This window comes from Streptomyces sp. NPDC000941, from assembly GCF_053599555.1.
Map to the genome: position 1 here is coordinate 1 of NZ_JBSFMM010000252.1, position 15,459 is coordinate 15,459.

Genomic DNA, 15,459 nt, shown 5'->3' on the forward strand with positions numbered 1-15,459 from the left:
TCTCGCGCCGCGCGCGAGAAAGCCCCCGGCGAGCACGGCCTGTCCGTCAGGTCGAGGCGAGAACCGTGTGGCGCAGCTCCCTGAGCTTCCTACCGGGCTCGAGACCCAGCTCCCGGTCCAGGACCCGCCGGGCGGACTCGTAGATGCCGAGCGCCTCGGACTTCCGGTCCGATCGGTAGAGGGCCAGCATCAGCTGCCGGTAGAACGTCTCTTGGAGCGGGAACTCGTCGACGAGAGACCGCAGTCGGCCGACGAGTTCCTGATGGCGGCCGAGTTCGAGATATACCTCCGCAGACATTTCCGCGCACTCGATGCGCATCTCGTCCAGCCGCTTCAGGAAACCCGCCACGATCGGCCCGATCTGGACGTTGCCGAACACCGGGCCGTGCCAGAGTGCCAGCGCCTGCTCGAAGCAGCCCGCCGCCTTCGCGGGCTCCCCACACCTGCTGAGTCTGCGGCCGTCCGTGACCAGCCGCTGGAAGACATCGAAGTCACATTCGCCCGACGCCCGGCGCAACATGTATCCGCCGGGGCGCGTGATGATGGGGTTCTGCTGGCCCGGCCGGCTCAAGAACTTGCGAAGCCGTGAAATGCAGACATAGATACCTGCGGTGGTGCGCTGCGGAGCCAACTTCCCCCAGATCTCCCTGCTGATCTGTTCCGCCATCACGACCTGGTCCGATCGGATCAGCAGTACCGCCAGGGCGGTGGCGAGTTTCTGCGCTCTGAGCAGCGAGCTGCCCTTCTCGTCCACCACCCGGAGAGGCCCTAATATCTCGTACCGCACTGAATTTTCCCCCTGTACTCGGTCGGTACCGAATTACCCCTGTCCCCACCCCGGTACATTCGCCGACTAGGCCGCTTCGAGCTCCGGGGCGTCGACGAGAACGGCTTGATGCAGCCGCTTGAGAGTGACCGACGGCTCCAGCCCGAGCTCCTCGCTCAGCACGGTCCGTGCCGACTGATAGACGCTCAGGGCGTCGGCTCTGCACCCCGAACGGTAGAGCGCCAGCATGAGCTGACGGTAGAACGCCTCGTGCAGCGGGAGCTCCTCGATCCGCCCGTAGAGGAAGCTGACGAACTCCCGGTGGCGGCCGAGTTCCAGGCCGGCGTCCACAAACGCCTCGACGCACTCCAGCCAGGCCTGCTCGGCCCAGCACACGAAACCGTTGATGATCGCCCCGTCGCGCAGGTCCTCAAGGACCGGACCGCGCCAGAGGGCGAGCCCCTCTTCGTAAGCCTCGCACGCCTCCTGGGTGCGCCCGGCCCGCCGCGCGGCCCGCCCCTGGCGCATCAGATCCTCAAAGATGTGAAAGTCCAGCTCGTCCGTGCCCAGTCGCAGGACATACCCACCGCGCGCGGTCACGATGGGGCTCTCGGCCCGGTCGGGCCGTTTCAGGAACTTGCGGAGCTGGGACACGTAGACGTGGAGCGTCGCGATGGCCTGGCGCGGTGCGCGGGTGCCCCAGATCTCCTTCACGAGGTCTACGCTGCTCACCGCCTCGTCCGCACGCACCAGCAAGGCCGCGAGCAGCACCTCGATCTTCCGGGCGCTGAGTGAGGTGATCGACGAACCGTCGACGACGCGTAACGGGCAAAGAATCTCGTACCTCATACCAGGTGACCTCCCGCTGTCGCCGGGACCTCCTCAGAGCAAGGGGATTTTCTTTTGCCATCGAAAATGGCCAGCATTCGACATTCACCCCGATTTTGAACGTGCTTTCGAATAAGTGGCCTACACGCAGTGAGCGCCGAAGCTTTATGGTCGCGCTTCAGACCCCAGCGGTGAATTGTACCCGTGCCGACGACATCTCAGACGGAACCAAGCCGCCTCTACACTTTCGACACACGAATACAACATGTCCCCCAGGTCGATATTCCGTCAGGTGAGGGTCGTCTTTCCACGGAGATCGAACGGCGTGCCCTGCGGTCGGCGGTCACGCTGACTCATGCCGCTGCGCTGCGACCGGCACCACGGACACCGGTCGCCTCAAATGGGAGAACAACCGGCAACAGTGCTCGTGAAGGGGCAGCATCGAACGCATCCTAACCGCGAGACGCGCGCCAGTGTGAGGGTCGATAGACCCACAACCAAACAGGTATTTAGGGTGATTCGTCGACCAGTGACCCATAGCCGTAACCTGGCCGTCATCCGCCGCGTCGCCACGCGCCATCGATCGGCCCCGCAATCTTCGGCGAACTCCGGCTCGGCGTACTCGGCACCACCTCGCAAGCACTTTCGATTAGATCAACTTTAGGAAAAAGTCCGAGAACGAACGCTGCTCGGGACATGTCGTGCGCCATAACCAGCGGTTCCGTGATTCGCATACGGGGATGTCATGGCGGGGCCTACATCGCGGCATCATCGCCCACCGGATCGTGCTCCGTGCGAGCAGCTCGATGTCGACCGCGGCTGACGGCGATTGACGCCGGTGGAACAGGGTGTCAACCTCGGGGCGTGCAGGTGACGATTCGGGACGTCGCGAAGGCGTCGGGGGTGTCCCCGTCCACCGTGTCGCGGGCCCTGGCGCCCGGCGGGGCGGTGAGCCCTGTGACGCGCGAGCGGGTGCGGGCCGCCGCCGACCGACTGGAGTCCCCGAGCGACCCCGGGTTCCTGCCGCTCGTGGGAAGCGTGGCGCCGCATTTCGACGGCGGGGTGACCGGGGCCGCCGAGGGCGGGCAGCCCCCGCAGCGGGTGCTGCCCACCCATCTGGTGGTACGGGGTTCGACGGCCGCCCTCGACCGGCGGTAGCGGGCGTGATGGATCCACTCGCCGGTCTGCTGGACGGGCCGAGGGCCCGGGGGGCGTTTCTGCTCCGGATGGTGATGGACCCGCCCTGGTCGGTACGGATCGAGGACCGGGCCCCGCTGTGTGTGATGACCGTGGCGCGCGGTGAGGCGTGGGTGGTCCCGGACCGGGGCGAGGCGCGGCGGCTCGGTCCGGGGGATGTCGCGGTCGCGCGCGGCCCCGATCCGTACACGGTGGCCGGTGATCCGGCCACCGAGCCCCAGGCGTGGATCCTGCCGGGCGAGGTGTGCCGCACCGCGGCGGGCGAGGACCTGGCGGAGCGGATGGCGCTGGGCGTGCGCACCTGGGGCAACAGCGAGCACGGTGCGGCGACGATGCTGGTCGGCACGTACCGGATGGACGGGGAGATCAGCCGGCCGCTGCTGGACGCGCTGCCCCCGCTGCTGGTGCTGGGGCGTGAGGCATGCGATTCGCCGCTGCTGCCGTGGCTCGGCGAGGAGATCGTCAAGGAGGAGGCGGGCCAGACGGCCGTTCTGGACCGACTGCTGGATCTGCTGCTGATCTCGGTGCTGCGGGCGTGGTTCGCGCGGCCCGAGGCGCGGGCCCCGGCCTGGTACCGGGCGCTGGGCGACCCGGTGGTCGGCCGCGCCCTGCGGCTGCTGCAGAACAACCCGGGCCATCCGTGGACGGTGGCGCTGCTGGCGGCGGAGACCGGGATCTCCCGCGCGGTGCTGGCACGCCGGTTCACCGAGCTGGTCGGCGAGCCGCCGATGGCGTATCTGACCGGCTGGCGGCTGGATCTGGCCGCCGATCTGCTGCGGGAGCCGGACGCCACCCTCGGGGCGGTGGCCCGGCGGGTCGGCTACGGCAGCCCCTTCGCGCTGAGCGCCGCCTTCAAGCGGGTGCGCGGGGTCAGCCCGCGGGAGCACCGCTCCGCGGCCAGCGCAGGGTGACAGCGGGGCCGCGGGCACAGCCGTCGGGCCCGCAGCTGACGGAGCGTTCGTACAGCAGGGCCAGTCGGCGGGCGGTGCGGACGATGTCGTAGCGCTCGACGGCGGTGGGCACCGGGTGCCGTACGGGGCCGGCGGCGGCCCGCTCGCGCAGGGCGTCGGCCAGAGCGGCGGCGCCGGGGCCGATGCGGCGGGCGCCGGGGGCCGCGCCGGGCGGCAGTTCGTCGAGGGCCGGGCAGACGCCGTGGAGCACCGGGAGCCCGGCCGCCAGGGCCTCCACGGCGGCAAGCCCGAACGCCTCCTCCGCGGACGGCGCGACGAACACATCCATGGCGGCCAGCAGCCCGGGGATGTCCGCGGGCCGGTCCCCGGTCCCGGCCACCGCCCCGTCGCGCTCGCCGAGCAGCCGGATACGGTCGGCCACCCCGAGCCAGGCGGCCAGGTCGCGCAGCGCGGTGCGCTCGGGCCCGTCCCCGACCAGCAGCAGCCGAGCCTGGGGCAGTTCGGCGACGGCCCGCAGCGCCACATCGAAGCGCTTGGCCGCCACCAGCCGGCCGACGCCGCCGACGACGAAGGCCTGCGGGGGGATGCCGAGGCGGGCGCGGGCGGCGGCGCGGGCGGCCGGAGTGAAGTCGAAGTGGCCGGCGTCCAGCCCGTTGGGCACCAGGTGGATACGGTGGTTGGCGACGCCCCAGCCACGCAGCCGGTCGGCGACGGCGGCCGAGACGGCGACGGTCGCCGAGCCCAGGCGTTCGGTGGCGAGATAGCGGGCGCGGGTGCCGACGGTGAGCGGGCGGCCGTCGATACGGCGCTCGCCCAGGCTGTGCTCGGTGGCGATCACGGCGCCGACACCCGCCAGCCGGGCGGCGATCCGGCCGTGGACACAGGCCCGGTAGAGATGGGTGTGCACCAGGTCGTAGCCGCCGCCGCGGATGAACCGCGCCAGCCGGGCCGTCCCCATCGGGTCGCGGACGCCCATCGGCAGATGGGTGACGGGCACACCGTCCGCCCGGATGCCATGGCCGGCGGCGCCGGGCGCGGTCAGGGTGAGCACATCACAGCGGGCGGGCAGGTGGCGCAGCAGCAGCCGCAGTTGCTGTTCGGCGCCACCCGCGCCGAGGCGCGAGATGATGTGCAGCACTCTCATCGGGCGACCGGGCCCCGTCTTCCGTAGCACGCTGAATCACGTCCGACCATGACAGACGGCGGGATGTAAATCACGTAAGACGCGCGGCGATAGGCCGTCGGAGTGGCGGCCCGATCGGCACATTGGTGAGGCGCGAGAGGGCGCGCCGAAAATCCGATTTGCACAGCCATTCCCCAGCGGATTGTTACCTTCTCATCTCGCGCGATGACATGACGAATGTAGGCCGTCCGGGTCATCGCCGCGCGATATTGCGTCCCGACGACCCGCGGGAGTGCCCAGATGTCCGCACCTACCCCCGTCAGAGACACGGCCGGGAAGGGAGCCGCGCCCAGCACCGCTCCCCCTCCCGCGCGGCCCGCGCACCACGAGATGGCCCCCTGCCGCCAGGGCCCGAACGGAAGTTATGAGTACAAGCGGTACAGCCAGCTGGCGGGCCCGCTGACCCAGCCCCCGCCCGGCCGCCCGTACCGGGTGCGCTGCCGGAGCCTGCTGGCGCAGGAGCCGCACCGGGTCCGGGCGGCGCTGCTGCTGTGCGCCGCGCCGGTGTGCTCGGCGCTGCTGCTGCTGTGGCTGCTGCAGCCCCAGCACTGGGTGCACCGCGACGGTGTGACGGGCTGGGAGACGGCCGCGGACCGGACGATGCTGTTCTCGATCGCGCTGATCGAGGCGTTCCGCCTGTTCACCGTGGTCTCCAACGCGCACGCCACGCTGGTGGCCCGCGACCCGGTGCCGGTGACCGCCGAGCCCGGGACCCGGGTGGCGTTCCTGACCAGCTTCGTCCCCGGCAAGGAGCCGATCGACATGGTCCGGGCGACGCTGGAGGGGGCGATTCAGGTCAGACACGCCGGGGGGCTCGACGTATGGCTGCTCGACGAGGGAAACGACGAGGAGGCCAAGGAGCTGTGCGCCCGGCTCGGCGTACGGCATTTCTCCCGCAAGGGCATCGAGAAATGGAATCAGCCCAAGGGCTCCTTCCGCGCCAAGACCAAGCACGGGAATTACAACGCCTGGCTGGACGCCCATGGCGACGACTATGAATTCATGGCCTGTGTGGACACCGATCATGTGCCGCTGCCCAACTTCCTCGAGCGCATGATGGGTTACTTCCGCGATCCCGATGTCGCCTTCGTGGTCGGTCCGCAGGTGTACGGAAATTACGATACGGCCGTCACCAAGGCGGCCGAGAGCCAGCAGTTCCTCTTCCACGCGCTGATCCAGCGGGCCGGAAACGCCTATGGCGGGCCGATGTTCGTCGGCACCAACAACGCGGTGCGCATCGCCGCGCTGCGGAGCATCGGCGGGCTGTACGACTCGATCACCGAGGACATGGCCACCGGCTTCGAACTGCACCGCCGCCGCAACCCCGTCACCAGGAAGAAGTGGCGCTCGGTCTACACCCCGGACGTACTGGCCGTCGGGGAGGGCCCGAGCACCTGGACGGACTTCTTCACCCAGCAGCTGCGCTGGAGCCGCGGCACCTACGAGACGGTGCTCAAGCAGTTCTGGAAGGCGCCGTTCACACTGTCCCCGGGGAAGCTGCTCAACTACTCGCTGATGATCGCGTACTACCCGATGACCGCGCTCAACTGGATCCTGTCGGCCCTGTCCTGCGCGCTGTTCCTGGTGCTCGGCGCGTCCGGGATCCACATCCCGGCGGAGATGTGGATGATGCTCTACAGCGACGCCGCGGCGCTCCAGATCGGCCTGTACATCTGGAACCGCCGGCACAACGTCTCCCCGCACGAACCGGAGGGCTCCGGCGGGGTGGCGGGGATGCTGCTCTCCGCGCTGTCCGCCCCGATCTACGCCAAGTCGCTGTGCGACGCGCTGCTGCGGCGCAAGAGCCGGTTCGTGGTCACGCCCAAGGGCGACTCCTCCAGCGCCGACCGGCTGTCCACCTTCCGTATCCATCTGGTGTGGGCCGCGGTCTTCGGCGGCTCGCTGGTCGCCTCGCTGTTCCTGGGCCACACCCACGCCGCGATGCGCACCTGGGCGATGCTGGCGCTGGCGCTGTGTCTGGCGCCGATGGCCATCTGGTCCGGCGGGCTGCTGCTCACGCGGCGCGGCCGGCGCACCGCCCCGGCGGTGCCGACCGCCCGCGCCGAGGCCCACTGACGCTTGTGGTCACCTTTCGCGCAGGTTGGCGTTACGGGCCAGGTCGAGCGCGTACTCCGTCCACCAACGGCCCGCGGGCGGACCGCCGTTGCAGGTCCCGTCGGACTCGCCCGGGCGCTTGATCCACAGATACGCGTCGATGGCGGGGTCCCCCGTACGGGTGCTCGGGGGATCTCCCAGAGCCCGCCCCGGGGGGTTGCACCAGCTCTCCTGGCCGTCGGTGGCGGAGCGCACGGCGCCCATGTCACCGCTCTTGCCGTCGTCGCCCTCGCCCCTGAGGGAGGTGAGCGGGCCGTTGCCGTTGCGGCTGGTGTCGATGATGAAGTGGACCCTGCCGAGCTGAAGGGACAGCCGGCGGCCGTAGGCGCGGGTCACCGGCGTCGGCTGGAAGTTCGAGACGTTCAGGGCGAAGCCGTCCGCCTGGTCGATGCCGCTTTTCATCAGCGGTTCCACCAGCCGCTCGGTGTCCTTGATCCACCCCGGGTTCCCGGCGTCCAGATAGATCCGGGTGGCGGGCATCGCGGAGAGCATGGCGACCGCGTCGCGCAGCAGGGCCAGCCGCGGCGCACGCAGCGGCTTGGGAACGCAGCCGTCGACCACCTGAGCAATCGCATCGGGCTCCAATACGACAATCGCCTTTCTCTCGCCGATTCCGGAGACGATCTCACGGATCCAGTCCAGATATTCGGCGTCGCTTTCCGCCCCGCCCCGGGAGTAGCTTCCGCAGTCCCGGTACGGAATGTGATAGGCGACCAGCACCGGCGTACGGTGCTCCCGCGCGGCGGATTCGGTGAGGAACCGTACCCGTTCGCGCGGATGCGGACCGAGCCATTCGGCGATCGGCTCGTCGGCGATCCGCCGCATGAGCTCCGCCTCCGCGTAACGGCCCGCGCGCCGCTGCTCACGGGCCTGCCGAGCGGCGGGATTGTCCGGGTTCACCCATAGCCCGCTCTGCCGGTCCGACCCACCTGACGTGCCGAGACATCCGCTCAGCGCGAGGAGCGCGGCGGCACTTCCCGCAAGCGGCGCCCAGTGTCGCGCGATGGCTCTCCTGAGCCCTTGCTCGGCCATTCGAGCACACCTTTTCCCCGGAGTTTCCCGGCCTTGGAATTGACGGCACGTGTCGCATCATGGCATCGGGAACGGGCGGCGGCTTTCAATTCACGCTTGTGTTGCCCCGCCGCCATCGGGGCGAATTTCGGAAAGGGCCGTGAGACTTACGACCTGGGGTGCGGTGGGGATCGGGAGAAGGAGCGGCGTCCGGTGCGGTCGAGCGCAAGGCGCCGGAAGGTCCTCGTAGCGGAGCTACTTGGGCCTTTCGGCAACGCCGCGGGCGGCCGTGCCGGGCGTCGCGACGCCGATCCCTACCGCACCCCAGGTCGTTACCCGTCGCGGTCCTCACCGACCCGCCACAGCGGGTGTTCGCGGGCAGCCCACCTCCGGTCGACCGTTCCGGTGCGCATACCGCGCCGGGCCTCCGGGTCGCCGAGCGCCATGCCGATGTGCCCGAGCAGCACGATGCCGACGGCCAGCGCCAGCCAGTCGTGGACGAAGGTGGCGCTGGTGCGCCAGACCAGCGGGGCCAGATCGGTGAACCACATCAGCAGCCCGGTGCCCGCCATCACCAGTACGGCGCCGCTGATATAGGCGGCGTACAGCTTCTGCCCGGCGTTGAACTTGCCCGCCGGGCGCGCCCCCTCACGCGCGTCGCGCCGCAGCACCGCGCGCAGCCAGCGGCGGTCGTGCGGGCCGAAGCGGTTGAGGCGGGAGAGATCGGCGCGGAAGGCGCGGGAGACCAGGCCCAGCAGCGTCGGGACCGGGGTCAGGATGCCGGTCCACTCATGCACCGTGACCACCAGGGCGCGGCGGCCCACGAGTTCGGCGAGCTGCGGCAGATACAGACAGGCCGCGCTCACCACACAGGCGCCCAGGAGGACGGCGGTGGTGCGGTGGATCCACCGCTCGGCCGGGGTGAACCGGGCCACGCGGGGGCGGGGCCCGGTGCGGGCGCGTGCGGCGGGGCCTACGGGGGCGCGGCGTACGGGGGCGGGGCCACCGCGGTGCGCGTCAGGTGGTGGGGGCATCGTCGCGTCCGTTCGACTTGCCGACCCAGCCGTCCACGTCATAGCCGCGGTCCTCCCAGTAGCCGGGCCGTACCTCGCGGGTGACCTCGATACCGGAGAGCCACTTCGCCGACTTGTAGAAGTACATGGGGGCGACGTACAGCCGCACCGGGCCGCCGTGGGAGTGGCCCAGCGGCTCGTCCCGCATCCGCAGGGCGACCAGGACGTCGTCCCGGCGGGCCTGTTCGAGGGTCAGACTCTCGCTGTACGCCCCGTCGAAGCAGGTGAAGCGGACGGCCCCGGCCCCCGGGCGGACCCCGGCGGCATCCAGCAGCGTGGCCAGGCGTACGCCCTCGAAGGGGGTCTGCGGCACGCGCCAGCCGGTGACGCACTGGACGTCGTGGACGATGCGGTGCTGGGGCAGCGCGCGGAGGTCGGCGAGCCGGTAGCGGGCGGGTTTGTCGACAAGTCCGCCGACGGTGAGGCGGTAGTTCTCGGCGTTCTTGTGGGGGACGGAGGAGGTCACCGAGTAGTAGCGGAACCCACCGCCGTTGGGGAGCAGCCCGGTCACCCCGGTGGGGTCGTTCTCCGCCGCCACGGCCAGGAACTTCTCCAGGCGGCGCTGCAGCCAGGGCGCGGCGGCCATGCCGCCCGCGCCCAGGGCGAGCATGCCGAGGACGACACGCCGGCCGACGGGGGCGCCGCGGTCGGTGGCGGTGTCCGGGTCGGTGGCAGCCGGGTCGGTCGTGTCCGGGTCGACGGTGTCCGGGTCGACGGTGGCCCGGTCGGCGGCGGGGCCTGGTTCTGGGGCACCCGGGTCGGTGGTGTCCGGGTCGGCGGCGGGGTGCTCCGCGGCGCCGGGATTGCGGTCCATGTCCTCGATGAGAGCACTCCGGGGGCGCCGGACGCCAGGCTCTTCGGCCTTTCGTCAGACTTCCGTCAGACTTCCGTCAGAAGTCGGCGCCCCCGCCCTGCCCCACCGCCCGCCCTACCCCACCGCCTCCGCCGCCGCGCGGCCCGCCGTACGGCCGGAGAAGAGACAGCCGCCGAGGAAGGTGCCCTCCAGGGAGCGGTAGCCGTGGACGCCACCGCCGCCGAACCCGGCCGCCTCGCCCGCCGCGTACACGCCGGGCAGCGGCTCCCCACCCTCGGTCAGCACCCGCGCGGACAGGTCGGTCTCCAGGCCGCCCAGCGTCTTACGGGTCAGGATGTTGAGGCGTACGGCGATCAGCGGGCCCGCCTTGGGGTCGAGGATGCGGTGCGGGGCGGCGGTGCGGATGAGGCGGTCGGCGACGTATTTGCGGGTGCCGCGCAGGGCCGTGATCTGGAGGTCCTTGGTGTAGGGGTTGGCGATCTCCCGGTCGCGGGCGACGATGTGGCGGCGCAGCTCGGCCTCGTCGATCAGCGGCTCCTTGGTGAGTTCGTTCATCCGCCGTACGAGGCCCGTCAGCGACTTCTCGACGATGAAGTCCGCGCCGTGGTCCATGAACGCCTGGACCGGGCCCGGGGCCCCGCCCCGCCCGCGGTTCAGCACATCGCGGACGCTCTTGCCGGTCAGGTCCGGGTTCTGCTCGGAGCCGGAGAGCGCGAACTCCTTCTCGATGATCTTCCGGGTGAGGACGAACCAGGTGTAGTCGTAGCCGGTCCGCATGATGTGTTCGAGCGTGCCGAGGGTGTCGAAGCCGGGGAACAGCGGCACCGGGAGCCGCTTGCCGCGGGCGTCGAACCACAGCGAGGAGGGGCCGGGCAGGATGCGGATGGCGTGCCGGGGCCAGATGGGGTTCCAGTTCTCGATGCCCTCGGTGTAGTGCCACATCCGGTCGCGGTTGATCAGCCGCCCGCCCGCCGCCTCCGCGACGCCCAGCATCTTGCCGTCCACATGCGCGGGGACACCGGAGAGCATCCGCTCGGGCGGGGTGCCAAGCCGCTCGGGCCAGTTCTGGCGGACGAGTTCGTGGTTGCCGCCGATCCCGCCCGAGGTGATGATCACCGCCTGGGCGCGCAGTTCGAAGGCGCCGGTGACCTCGCGGCTGCTGGGGGCGCCCCGCTCGGCGTCGCTGGCCTCCAGGATCTCGCCGGTGACGGTGTCGACGGCGCCCGCACTGCGGGAAAGACCGGTCACCCGGTGCCGGAAGCGCAGCTGGACCAGGCCGCGGGCGGCCGCGGCCCGCACCCGGCGCTCGAAGGGCGCGACGACGCCGGGGCCGGTGCCCCAGGTGACATGGAAGCGGGGGACGGAGTTGCCGTGCCCGGTCGCGTCGTAGCCGCCGCGCTCGGCCCAGCCGACGAGCGGGAACAGCCGCAGCCCCTGGGCGTGCAGCCAAGCCCGCTTCTCCCCGGCCGCGAAGTCCACGTACGCCTCGGCCCAGCGGCGCGGCCAGAGGTCCTCCTCGCGGTCGAACCCGGCCGTGCCCAGCCAGTCCTGCCAGGCCAGTTCGCGACTGTCACGGATGCGCAGCCGGCGCTGCTCGGGCGAGTCGACGAGGAAGAGGCCACCGAAGGACCAGTGGGCCTGGCCGCCGAAGGACTGTTCCGGCTCCTGGTCCAGCAGGATCACCTTGCGGCCCGCGTCGGCGAGTTCGGCCGTGGCCGCCAGGCCCGCGAGCCCCGCCCCGACCACGATCACATCCGCGTCGTACGCCATGGTTTCTGGTGTCCCGTTCTGTCAGGAGCGCGCAGGAGAACCGGCGGCCGGGCCGTGGTGCCCGGGCACCAGTGGTGTCGGTCGATCCTGCCTACCGGCCGGTATGGCGTCAACCCGCCGGGCGGGCGGCGCCCCGCCACGAGCTTCAGGGCGCCCGGCCGCGGGCCCCAACTCCCGCCCCGCGCCGCCTTGTGCGACGTAACGCCAATAGACGTAACGCCAATAAAGGGGACAATCGATCGCCGAGATGGACAGCGGGTTCGGCGGGCGGGCATCATCAAGCACCATGGCTGACCACCATCCTTCTCCCACGCGACCGCACAGCGCGGACAAGCGCGTGGTGAGTCCTACGTTGGTCACTCCCGGCCCGCAGCCCGTCGAGCTCTCCGGGTCCTGCGCCGAGGAGGGGCCGCAGGTGCTGCGGGGTGAGGTGGTCGGCCCCCGGCACGCCCGCCGACGCCCCGTCAGTGACCGGCGCAAGGCCGCGGCCGGGGCGATTCTGCTCTCCGCCACCGGCGCCGCCACCGCGCTCTTCCTGATGCTGGGCAAGGACGGCCGCCAGGCCGCCGCCGCGCCCGTACACGACGCGCCGTCGTCGGCGCCCGACGCGAGCGCGGACGACGCCGTCCCGGTGGCCGACGCGGTGGCCGGCGCCAAGCCGCTGCCGGGCGCCTCGCGCACCGCCGAGCCCACGGCGGCCCCCAGCGTCCCGACCACACAGCCCAAGGCCCCGGCCACGGCGCCCACCCAGCCCCCGGCCCGCACCCAGCAGCCGACGCGCCCCTCTTGGCCGTCCCAGTGGGGAGGCCAGGGGCGGACCGCCGAGGACTGGCAGCGGGACCGGGAGGAGGCGGCCCGCTGGGCGCAGGAGTGGGCGGACCGGTACGGCTCCGGGCAAGACGGGTCCGGCTATGACGGCTCCGGCTACGACGGGTCCGGCCGCGGGGGGCGCCACCACGGCGGATCGGGCTACCCGGGGCACCCGGGCGGAGGACAGCGGCGCTGACCGCGCCCCCTTGCTGCATAAGCCTCCGTTTCCCCCGTACTGCCGTTCTGCTTGGATGGCCGCATGTCTGACATGGAGCCGCCGCAGGAACCGCGTTCCGCCGATGAGCTGCTGGACATCGTGGACGAGCGGGACCGGGTGGTGGGCCAGGCCCGGCGCGCCGACACCATGGCCCGCCGACTGCGCCACCGGACCGTCTTCGTGCTGACCCGGGACGGCGCGGACCGGATCTTCGTACACCGCCGCACGGCCAACAAACTCGTCTTCCCTTCCCTGTACGACATGTTCGTCGGCGGTGTCGTCGGCGCGGGCGAGTCGTACGACACGGCGGCGCTGCGCGAGGCCGAGGAGGAGCTGGGGGTGTCCGGGCTGCCCGCACCGACGCCACTGTTCTCCTTCCTCTACGACACGCCCGAGCACACCTGGTGGTCGCGGATCTACGAGGTCCGCTGCGAACTCCCGGTCGCCCCGCAGGCCGAGGAGATCGCCTGGCACTCCTTTCTGAGCGAGGAGGAGCTGGGGCGGCGGCTGGCGGAGTGGGCATGGGTGCCCGACGGCACGGAGGCCTATCGGCGGCTGCTGGAGTGGCGCCACCAGGGTCGGTCTCCGGCAGGTCCGGAGGGTCCCGACGAGCCCTGGGGTCTGCCTCCCCGATCACGATCAGGGAGCTAGGTTCTGCCTCCTGACCAGCAGCTGAGAGCAGAGGGTGTCGTACGCCCATCGCTCCCAATTGTCCGGCGGCCACGCGCGGTCGCGAGTCAGGACAAGGAAGAGTTCCGGACTGAGCAAGGCGTAGATGATGTCCGCCGCTTCTCCGGCGGAAATGGCGGGGCTGGCGCCGGGCATCTTTAGCAGAGCCTTCGCGGCTGTCGAGACCACCACGTACCGTGGGTCGGTCTGATCCGGCCACAACTCCCGGATTTCCGGGTTGGTCGCTGCCGCGGCACGGACCATCTCGTTGATGGCCGCGACACGTTCGAGCGTCCTGCGGGTGCCGGCGACCAGCGCGGCCAGCGCGGACTCGGCGGTGGGCCCAGCCGTGACCTCGGCAAACCACGGCCGATCCATCGTCGGCACAGGTTCGTCGTCGCCCGCGATCGCAACATCGACCAGTTCCTTGAGCAGCGAGGGCTTGTTCCGGAAGACGAAGTAGATGGTCTGCACCGCCACGCCCGCCCGGTCGGCGATCTCCTGCAGCTTGGTCGCCCCGTAACCCTGCTCGACGAAGAGCGCACCCGCCGCGTCGATGATCCGCCGCCGTGTCTCCCGGGCCTTGTCGCCCCGCTTCCCCTTGACCTCACTCATGACTGGAGTCTATATCTAGAGTGCACCTCTAGAGGTCAACTCTAGTCAACGGAGAGTGAGCCATGCACGCCATCGCCAACCGTCAGCAGGCAGAGGCATGGAACGACTGGGAGGGTATCCACTGGGCCGAACACCCCGAGCGCTACAACGCGATGATGGGCGGGTTCAACGCCCCCCTCTTCGCCGCGGCGAGTATTGCCGCGCACGACTGGGTCCTTGACGTCGGCTGCGGCACCGGCCAGACCACGCGTATCGCCGCACAACAGGCGTGCGGCGGAAGCGTCGTCGGAATCGACCTGTCCGCGCCCATGCTGGAACGCGCCCGCAGCGACGCCCTCGCGGAAGGTATCGACAATGTCACCTTCGAGCAGGGTGACGCCCAGGTGCATCCATTCCCCGACCGCGGGTTCGACGTCCTCCTCAGCAGGGGCGGTGTCATGTTTTTCACCGACCACATCGCGGCTTTCACCCATCTCCGGCACGCGCTCGCGCCAGCCGGCCGGCTCGCGTTCCTCGGCCCGCAGCCCGGGGGCCCGGACAGCGCCTACGCCCGTGCGACCGCCGCACTCTCACCGTTTCTGCGCGAGGCATCCCCCGCCGCCAGGGGGATGGGATCTCTCCTCGATCCCGCGCGCATCCACCAGGTGCTCGCCGCCGCCGGGTTCACCGACATCGACGTAGCCCCCGCCGAGGCTCCCATGATCTTTGGCGCCAACGCGGGCGACGCTGCCGACTTCATCTTCGCCATGGGCCCGACGCGCTACAACCTGCGCGATGTCGCCCCAACGACCATTGCCCGTATCCGTGCCGAAGTGCACGACGCCCTCACAGAGTTCGAGACCACCGACGGTGTCTGCATCCCTGGGTCCGTGTGGATCGTCACCGCATCGCCGACACACAACCCGTCGATCAAGTGATCCGTCGTTCCAGACGTGATCAGCAGGGGGGATCCGACGGATGGCGAGTGGGCTCTGCTGGAGCCCCTGCTGCCGACGAGTAACAATCGGTGCGGCCGGTGGAGGGACCACCGCCAAGTAATCGACGGGATCATTCACCGGCTGGGCACCGGGGTGCAGTGGCGTGAGCTACCAGAACGCTTCGGGTGCGCTGCCCGCCACGCGTGGAGCCGGTCCACCGGCCACAGTGGGGTGCGCCCGACGCAGACGGGGGGAGTCGGCGCGACCGCTGTTGAGGTTGTAGACGTGCTGCACGGTCACCTTGAACCGTGTCGCCACCCGCCGGGCACTACAACACTTCCTCGCAGGCCCCGGCCGCTGGCACAAGGTGGACCTTGTCCGCCGCCGCAAGCCGGGCGCTTGGGGCGGCTGGGCCTATGAGGCCCGCCTGATGATCCTCGGCCCCGGCTACACCGCCCCGGCCGTACACCAGATGCGGCAGCGGGCCGCCGCCCTGGACCGGATCGGCGGGGTGGACGGCAACGTCTCCAACCTCTCGATCGTCTCCTTCCCCGCCGGCCCGG

General features: G+C 70.8%; 15 protein-coding genes and 1 pseudogene. 8 read left to right on the forward strand and 8 right to left on the reverse strand.

The window, feature by feature from the left end; translation table 11 throughout:
- Positions 1-46 precede the first annotated feature (46 nt).
- Both ACWDSL_RS45640 and ACWDSL_RS45645 read right to left on the reverse strand, forming a co-directional pair.
- Positions 47-757: an AfsR/SARP family transcriptional regulator gene (locus ACWDSL_RS45640; protein ID WP_450494659.1), complete on the reverse strand. Its 711-nt coding sequence runs from the start codon at positions 755-757 to the stop codon at positions 47-49.
- Between the two features lie 96 nt (positions 758-853).
- The gene (locus tag ACWDSL_RS45645) at positions 854-1,615 is read right to left on the reverse strand and encodes an AfsR/SARP family transcriptional regulator (RefSeq protein WP_450494660.1); all 762 of its coding nucleotides are present in this window, start codon (positions 1,613-1,615) and stop codon (positions 854-856) included.
- A gap of 843 nt (positions 1,616-2,458) precedes the next feature.
- Between ACWDSL_RS45645 and ACWDSL_RS45650 the strand changes: the two genes are divergently transcribed.
- Positions 2,459-2,752 carry a LacI family DNA-binding transcriptional regulator gene (locus ACWDSL_RS45650; protein WP_450494661.1) on the forward strand — a complete coding sequence of 98 codons (294 nt, stop codon included), beginning with the start codon at positions 2,459-2,461 and terminating at the stop codon, positions 2,750-2,752.
- A gap of 8 nt (positions 2,753-2,760) precedes the next feature.
- Complete coding sequence (locus ACWDSL_RS45655) at positions 2,761-3,702, forward strand: AraC family transcriptional regulator (protein WP_450494683.1); 942 nt, start codon at positions 2,761-2,763, stop codon at positions 3,700-3,702.
- Here ACWDSL_RS45655 and ACWDSL_RS45660 read toward each other — a convergent pair.
- Positions 3,662-4,846 carry a glycosyltransferase gene (locus ACWDSL_RS45660; RefSeq protein WP_450494663.1) on the reverse strand — a complete coding sequence of 395 codons (1,185 nt, stop codon included), beginning with the start codon at positions 4,844-4,846 and terminating at the stop codon, positions 3,662-3,664. The genes ACWDSL_RS45655 and ACWDSL_RS45660 overlap by 41 nt on opposite strands.
- Positions 4,847-5,125: 279 nt before the next feature.
- Between ACWDSL_RS45660 and ACWDSL_RS45665 the strand changes: the two genes are divergently transcribed.
- On the forward strand, positions 5,126-6,961 hold the full coding sequence (locus ACWDSL_RS45665) for a glycosyltransferase family 2 protein (protein WP_450494665.1): 1,836 nt from the start codon (positions 5,126-5,128) through the stop codon (positions 6,959-6,961).
- Positions 6,962-6,970: 9 nt separating this feature from the next.
- On the opposite strand, the gene ACWDSL_RS45670 is transcribed toward ACWDSL_RS45665, so the two are convergent.
- From ACWDSL_RS45670 to ACWDSL_RS45685, 4 genes are all read right to left on the reverse strand, one after another.
- Complete coding sequence (locus ACWDSL_RS45670; RefSeq protein ID WP_450494667.1) at positions 6,971-7,900, reverse strand: glycoside hydrolase family 6 protein; 930 nt, start codon at positions 7,898-7,900, stop codon at positions 6,971-6,973.
- Positions 7,901-8,343: 443 nt separating this feature from the next.
- Positions 8,344-9,045, reverse strand: coding sequence for a cytochrome b/b6 domain-containing protein (locus ACWDSL_RS45675; protein ID WP_450494669.1), 702 nt, complete (start codon positions 9,043-9,045; stop codon positions 8,344-8,346).
- The gene (locus ACWDSL_RS45680; RefSeq protein WP_450494671.1) at positions 9,029-9,898 is read right to left on the reverse strand and encodes a molybdopterin-dependent oxidoreductase; all 870 of its coding nucleotides are present in this window, start codon (positions 9,896-9,898) and stop codon (positions 9,029-9,031) included. The genes ACWDSL_RS45675 and ACWDSL_RS45680 overlap by 17 nt, the downstream gene beginning before the upstream one ends.
- A gap of 114 nt (positions 9,899-10,012) precedes the next feature.
- Positions 10,013-11,668 carry an FAD-binding dehydrogenase gene (locus ACWDSL_RS45685; RefSeq protein ID WP_450494673.1) on the reverse strand — a complete coding sequence of 552 codons (1,656 nt, stop codon included), beginning with the start codon at positions 11,666-11,668 and terminating at the stop codon, positions 10,013-10,015.
- 286 nt (positions 11,669-11,954) lie between these two features.
- On the opposite strand from ACWDSL_RS45685, the gene ACWDSL_RS45690 reads away from it, so the two are divergent.
- Both ACWDSL_RS45690 and ACWDSL_RS45695 read left to right on the forward strand, forming a co-directional pair.
- Positions 11,955-12,674: a hypothetical protein gene (locus tag ACWDSL_RS45690; protein WP_450494674.1), complete on the forward strand. Its 720-nt coding sequence runs from the start codon at positions 11,955-11,957 to the stop codon at positions 12,672-12,674.
- Positions 12,675-12,737: 63 nt separating this feature from the next.
- Complete coding sequence (locus tag ACWDSL_RS45695; RefSeq protein ID WP_450494676.1) at positions 12,738-13,346, forward strand: NUDIX hydrolase; 609 nt, start codon at positions 12,738-12,740, stop codon at positions 13,344-13,346.
- On the opposite strand, the gene ACWDSL_RS45700 is transcribed toward ACWDSL_RS45695, so the two are convergent.
- Complete coding sequence (locus ACWDSL_RS45700) at positions 13,335-13,979, reverse strand: TetR/AcrR family transcriptional regulator (protein ID WP_450494678.1); 645 nt, start codon at positions 13,977-13,979, stop codon at positions 13,335-13,337. The genes ACWDSL_RS45695 and ACWDSL_RS45700 overlap by 12 nt on opposite strands.
- Before the next feature lie 62 nt (positions 13,980-14,041).
- Here ACWDSL_RS45700 and ACWDSL_RS45705 point away from each other — a divergent pair, with 62 nt between their 5' ends.
- The 3 genes and pseudogenes from ACWDSL_RS45705 to ACWDSL_RS45715 all read left to right on the forward strand — a co-directional run.
- Positions 14,042-14,896, forward strand: coding sequence for a class I SAM-dependent methyltransferase (locus tag ACWDSL_RS45705; RefSeq protein WP_450494680.1), 855 nt, complete (start codon positions 14,042-14,044; stop codon positions 14,894-14,896).
- Positions 14,897-14,911: 15 nt separating this feature from the next.
- Positions 14,912-15,316: a transposase gene (locus ACWDSL_RS45710; RefSeq protein WP_450494682.1), complete on the forward strand. Its 405-nt coding sequence runs from the start codon at positions 14,912-14,914 to the stop codon at positions 15,314-15,316.
- Positions 15,198-15,459, forward strand: a pseudogene (locus tag ACWDSL_RS45715) (hypothetical protein); the annotation flags it as partial. The gene ACWDSL_RS45710 and the pseudogene ACWDSL_RS45715, both read left to right, overlap by 119 nt.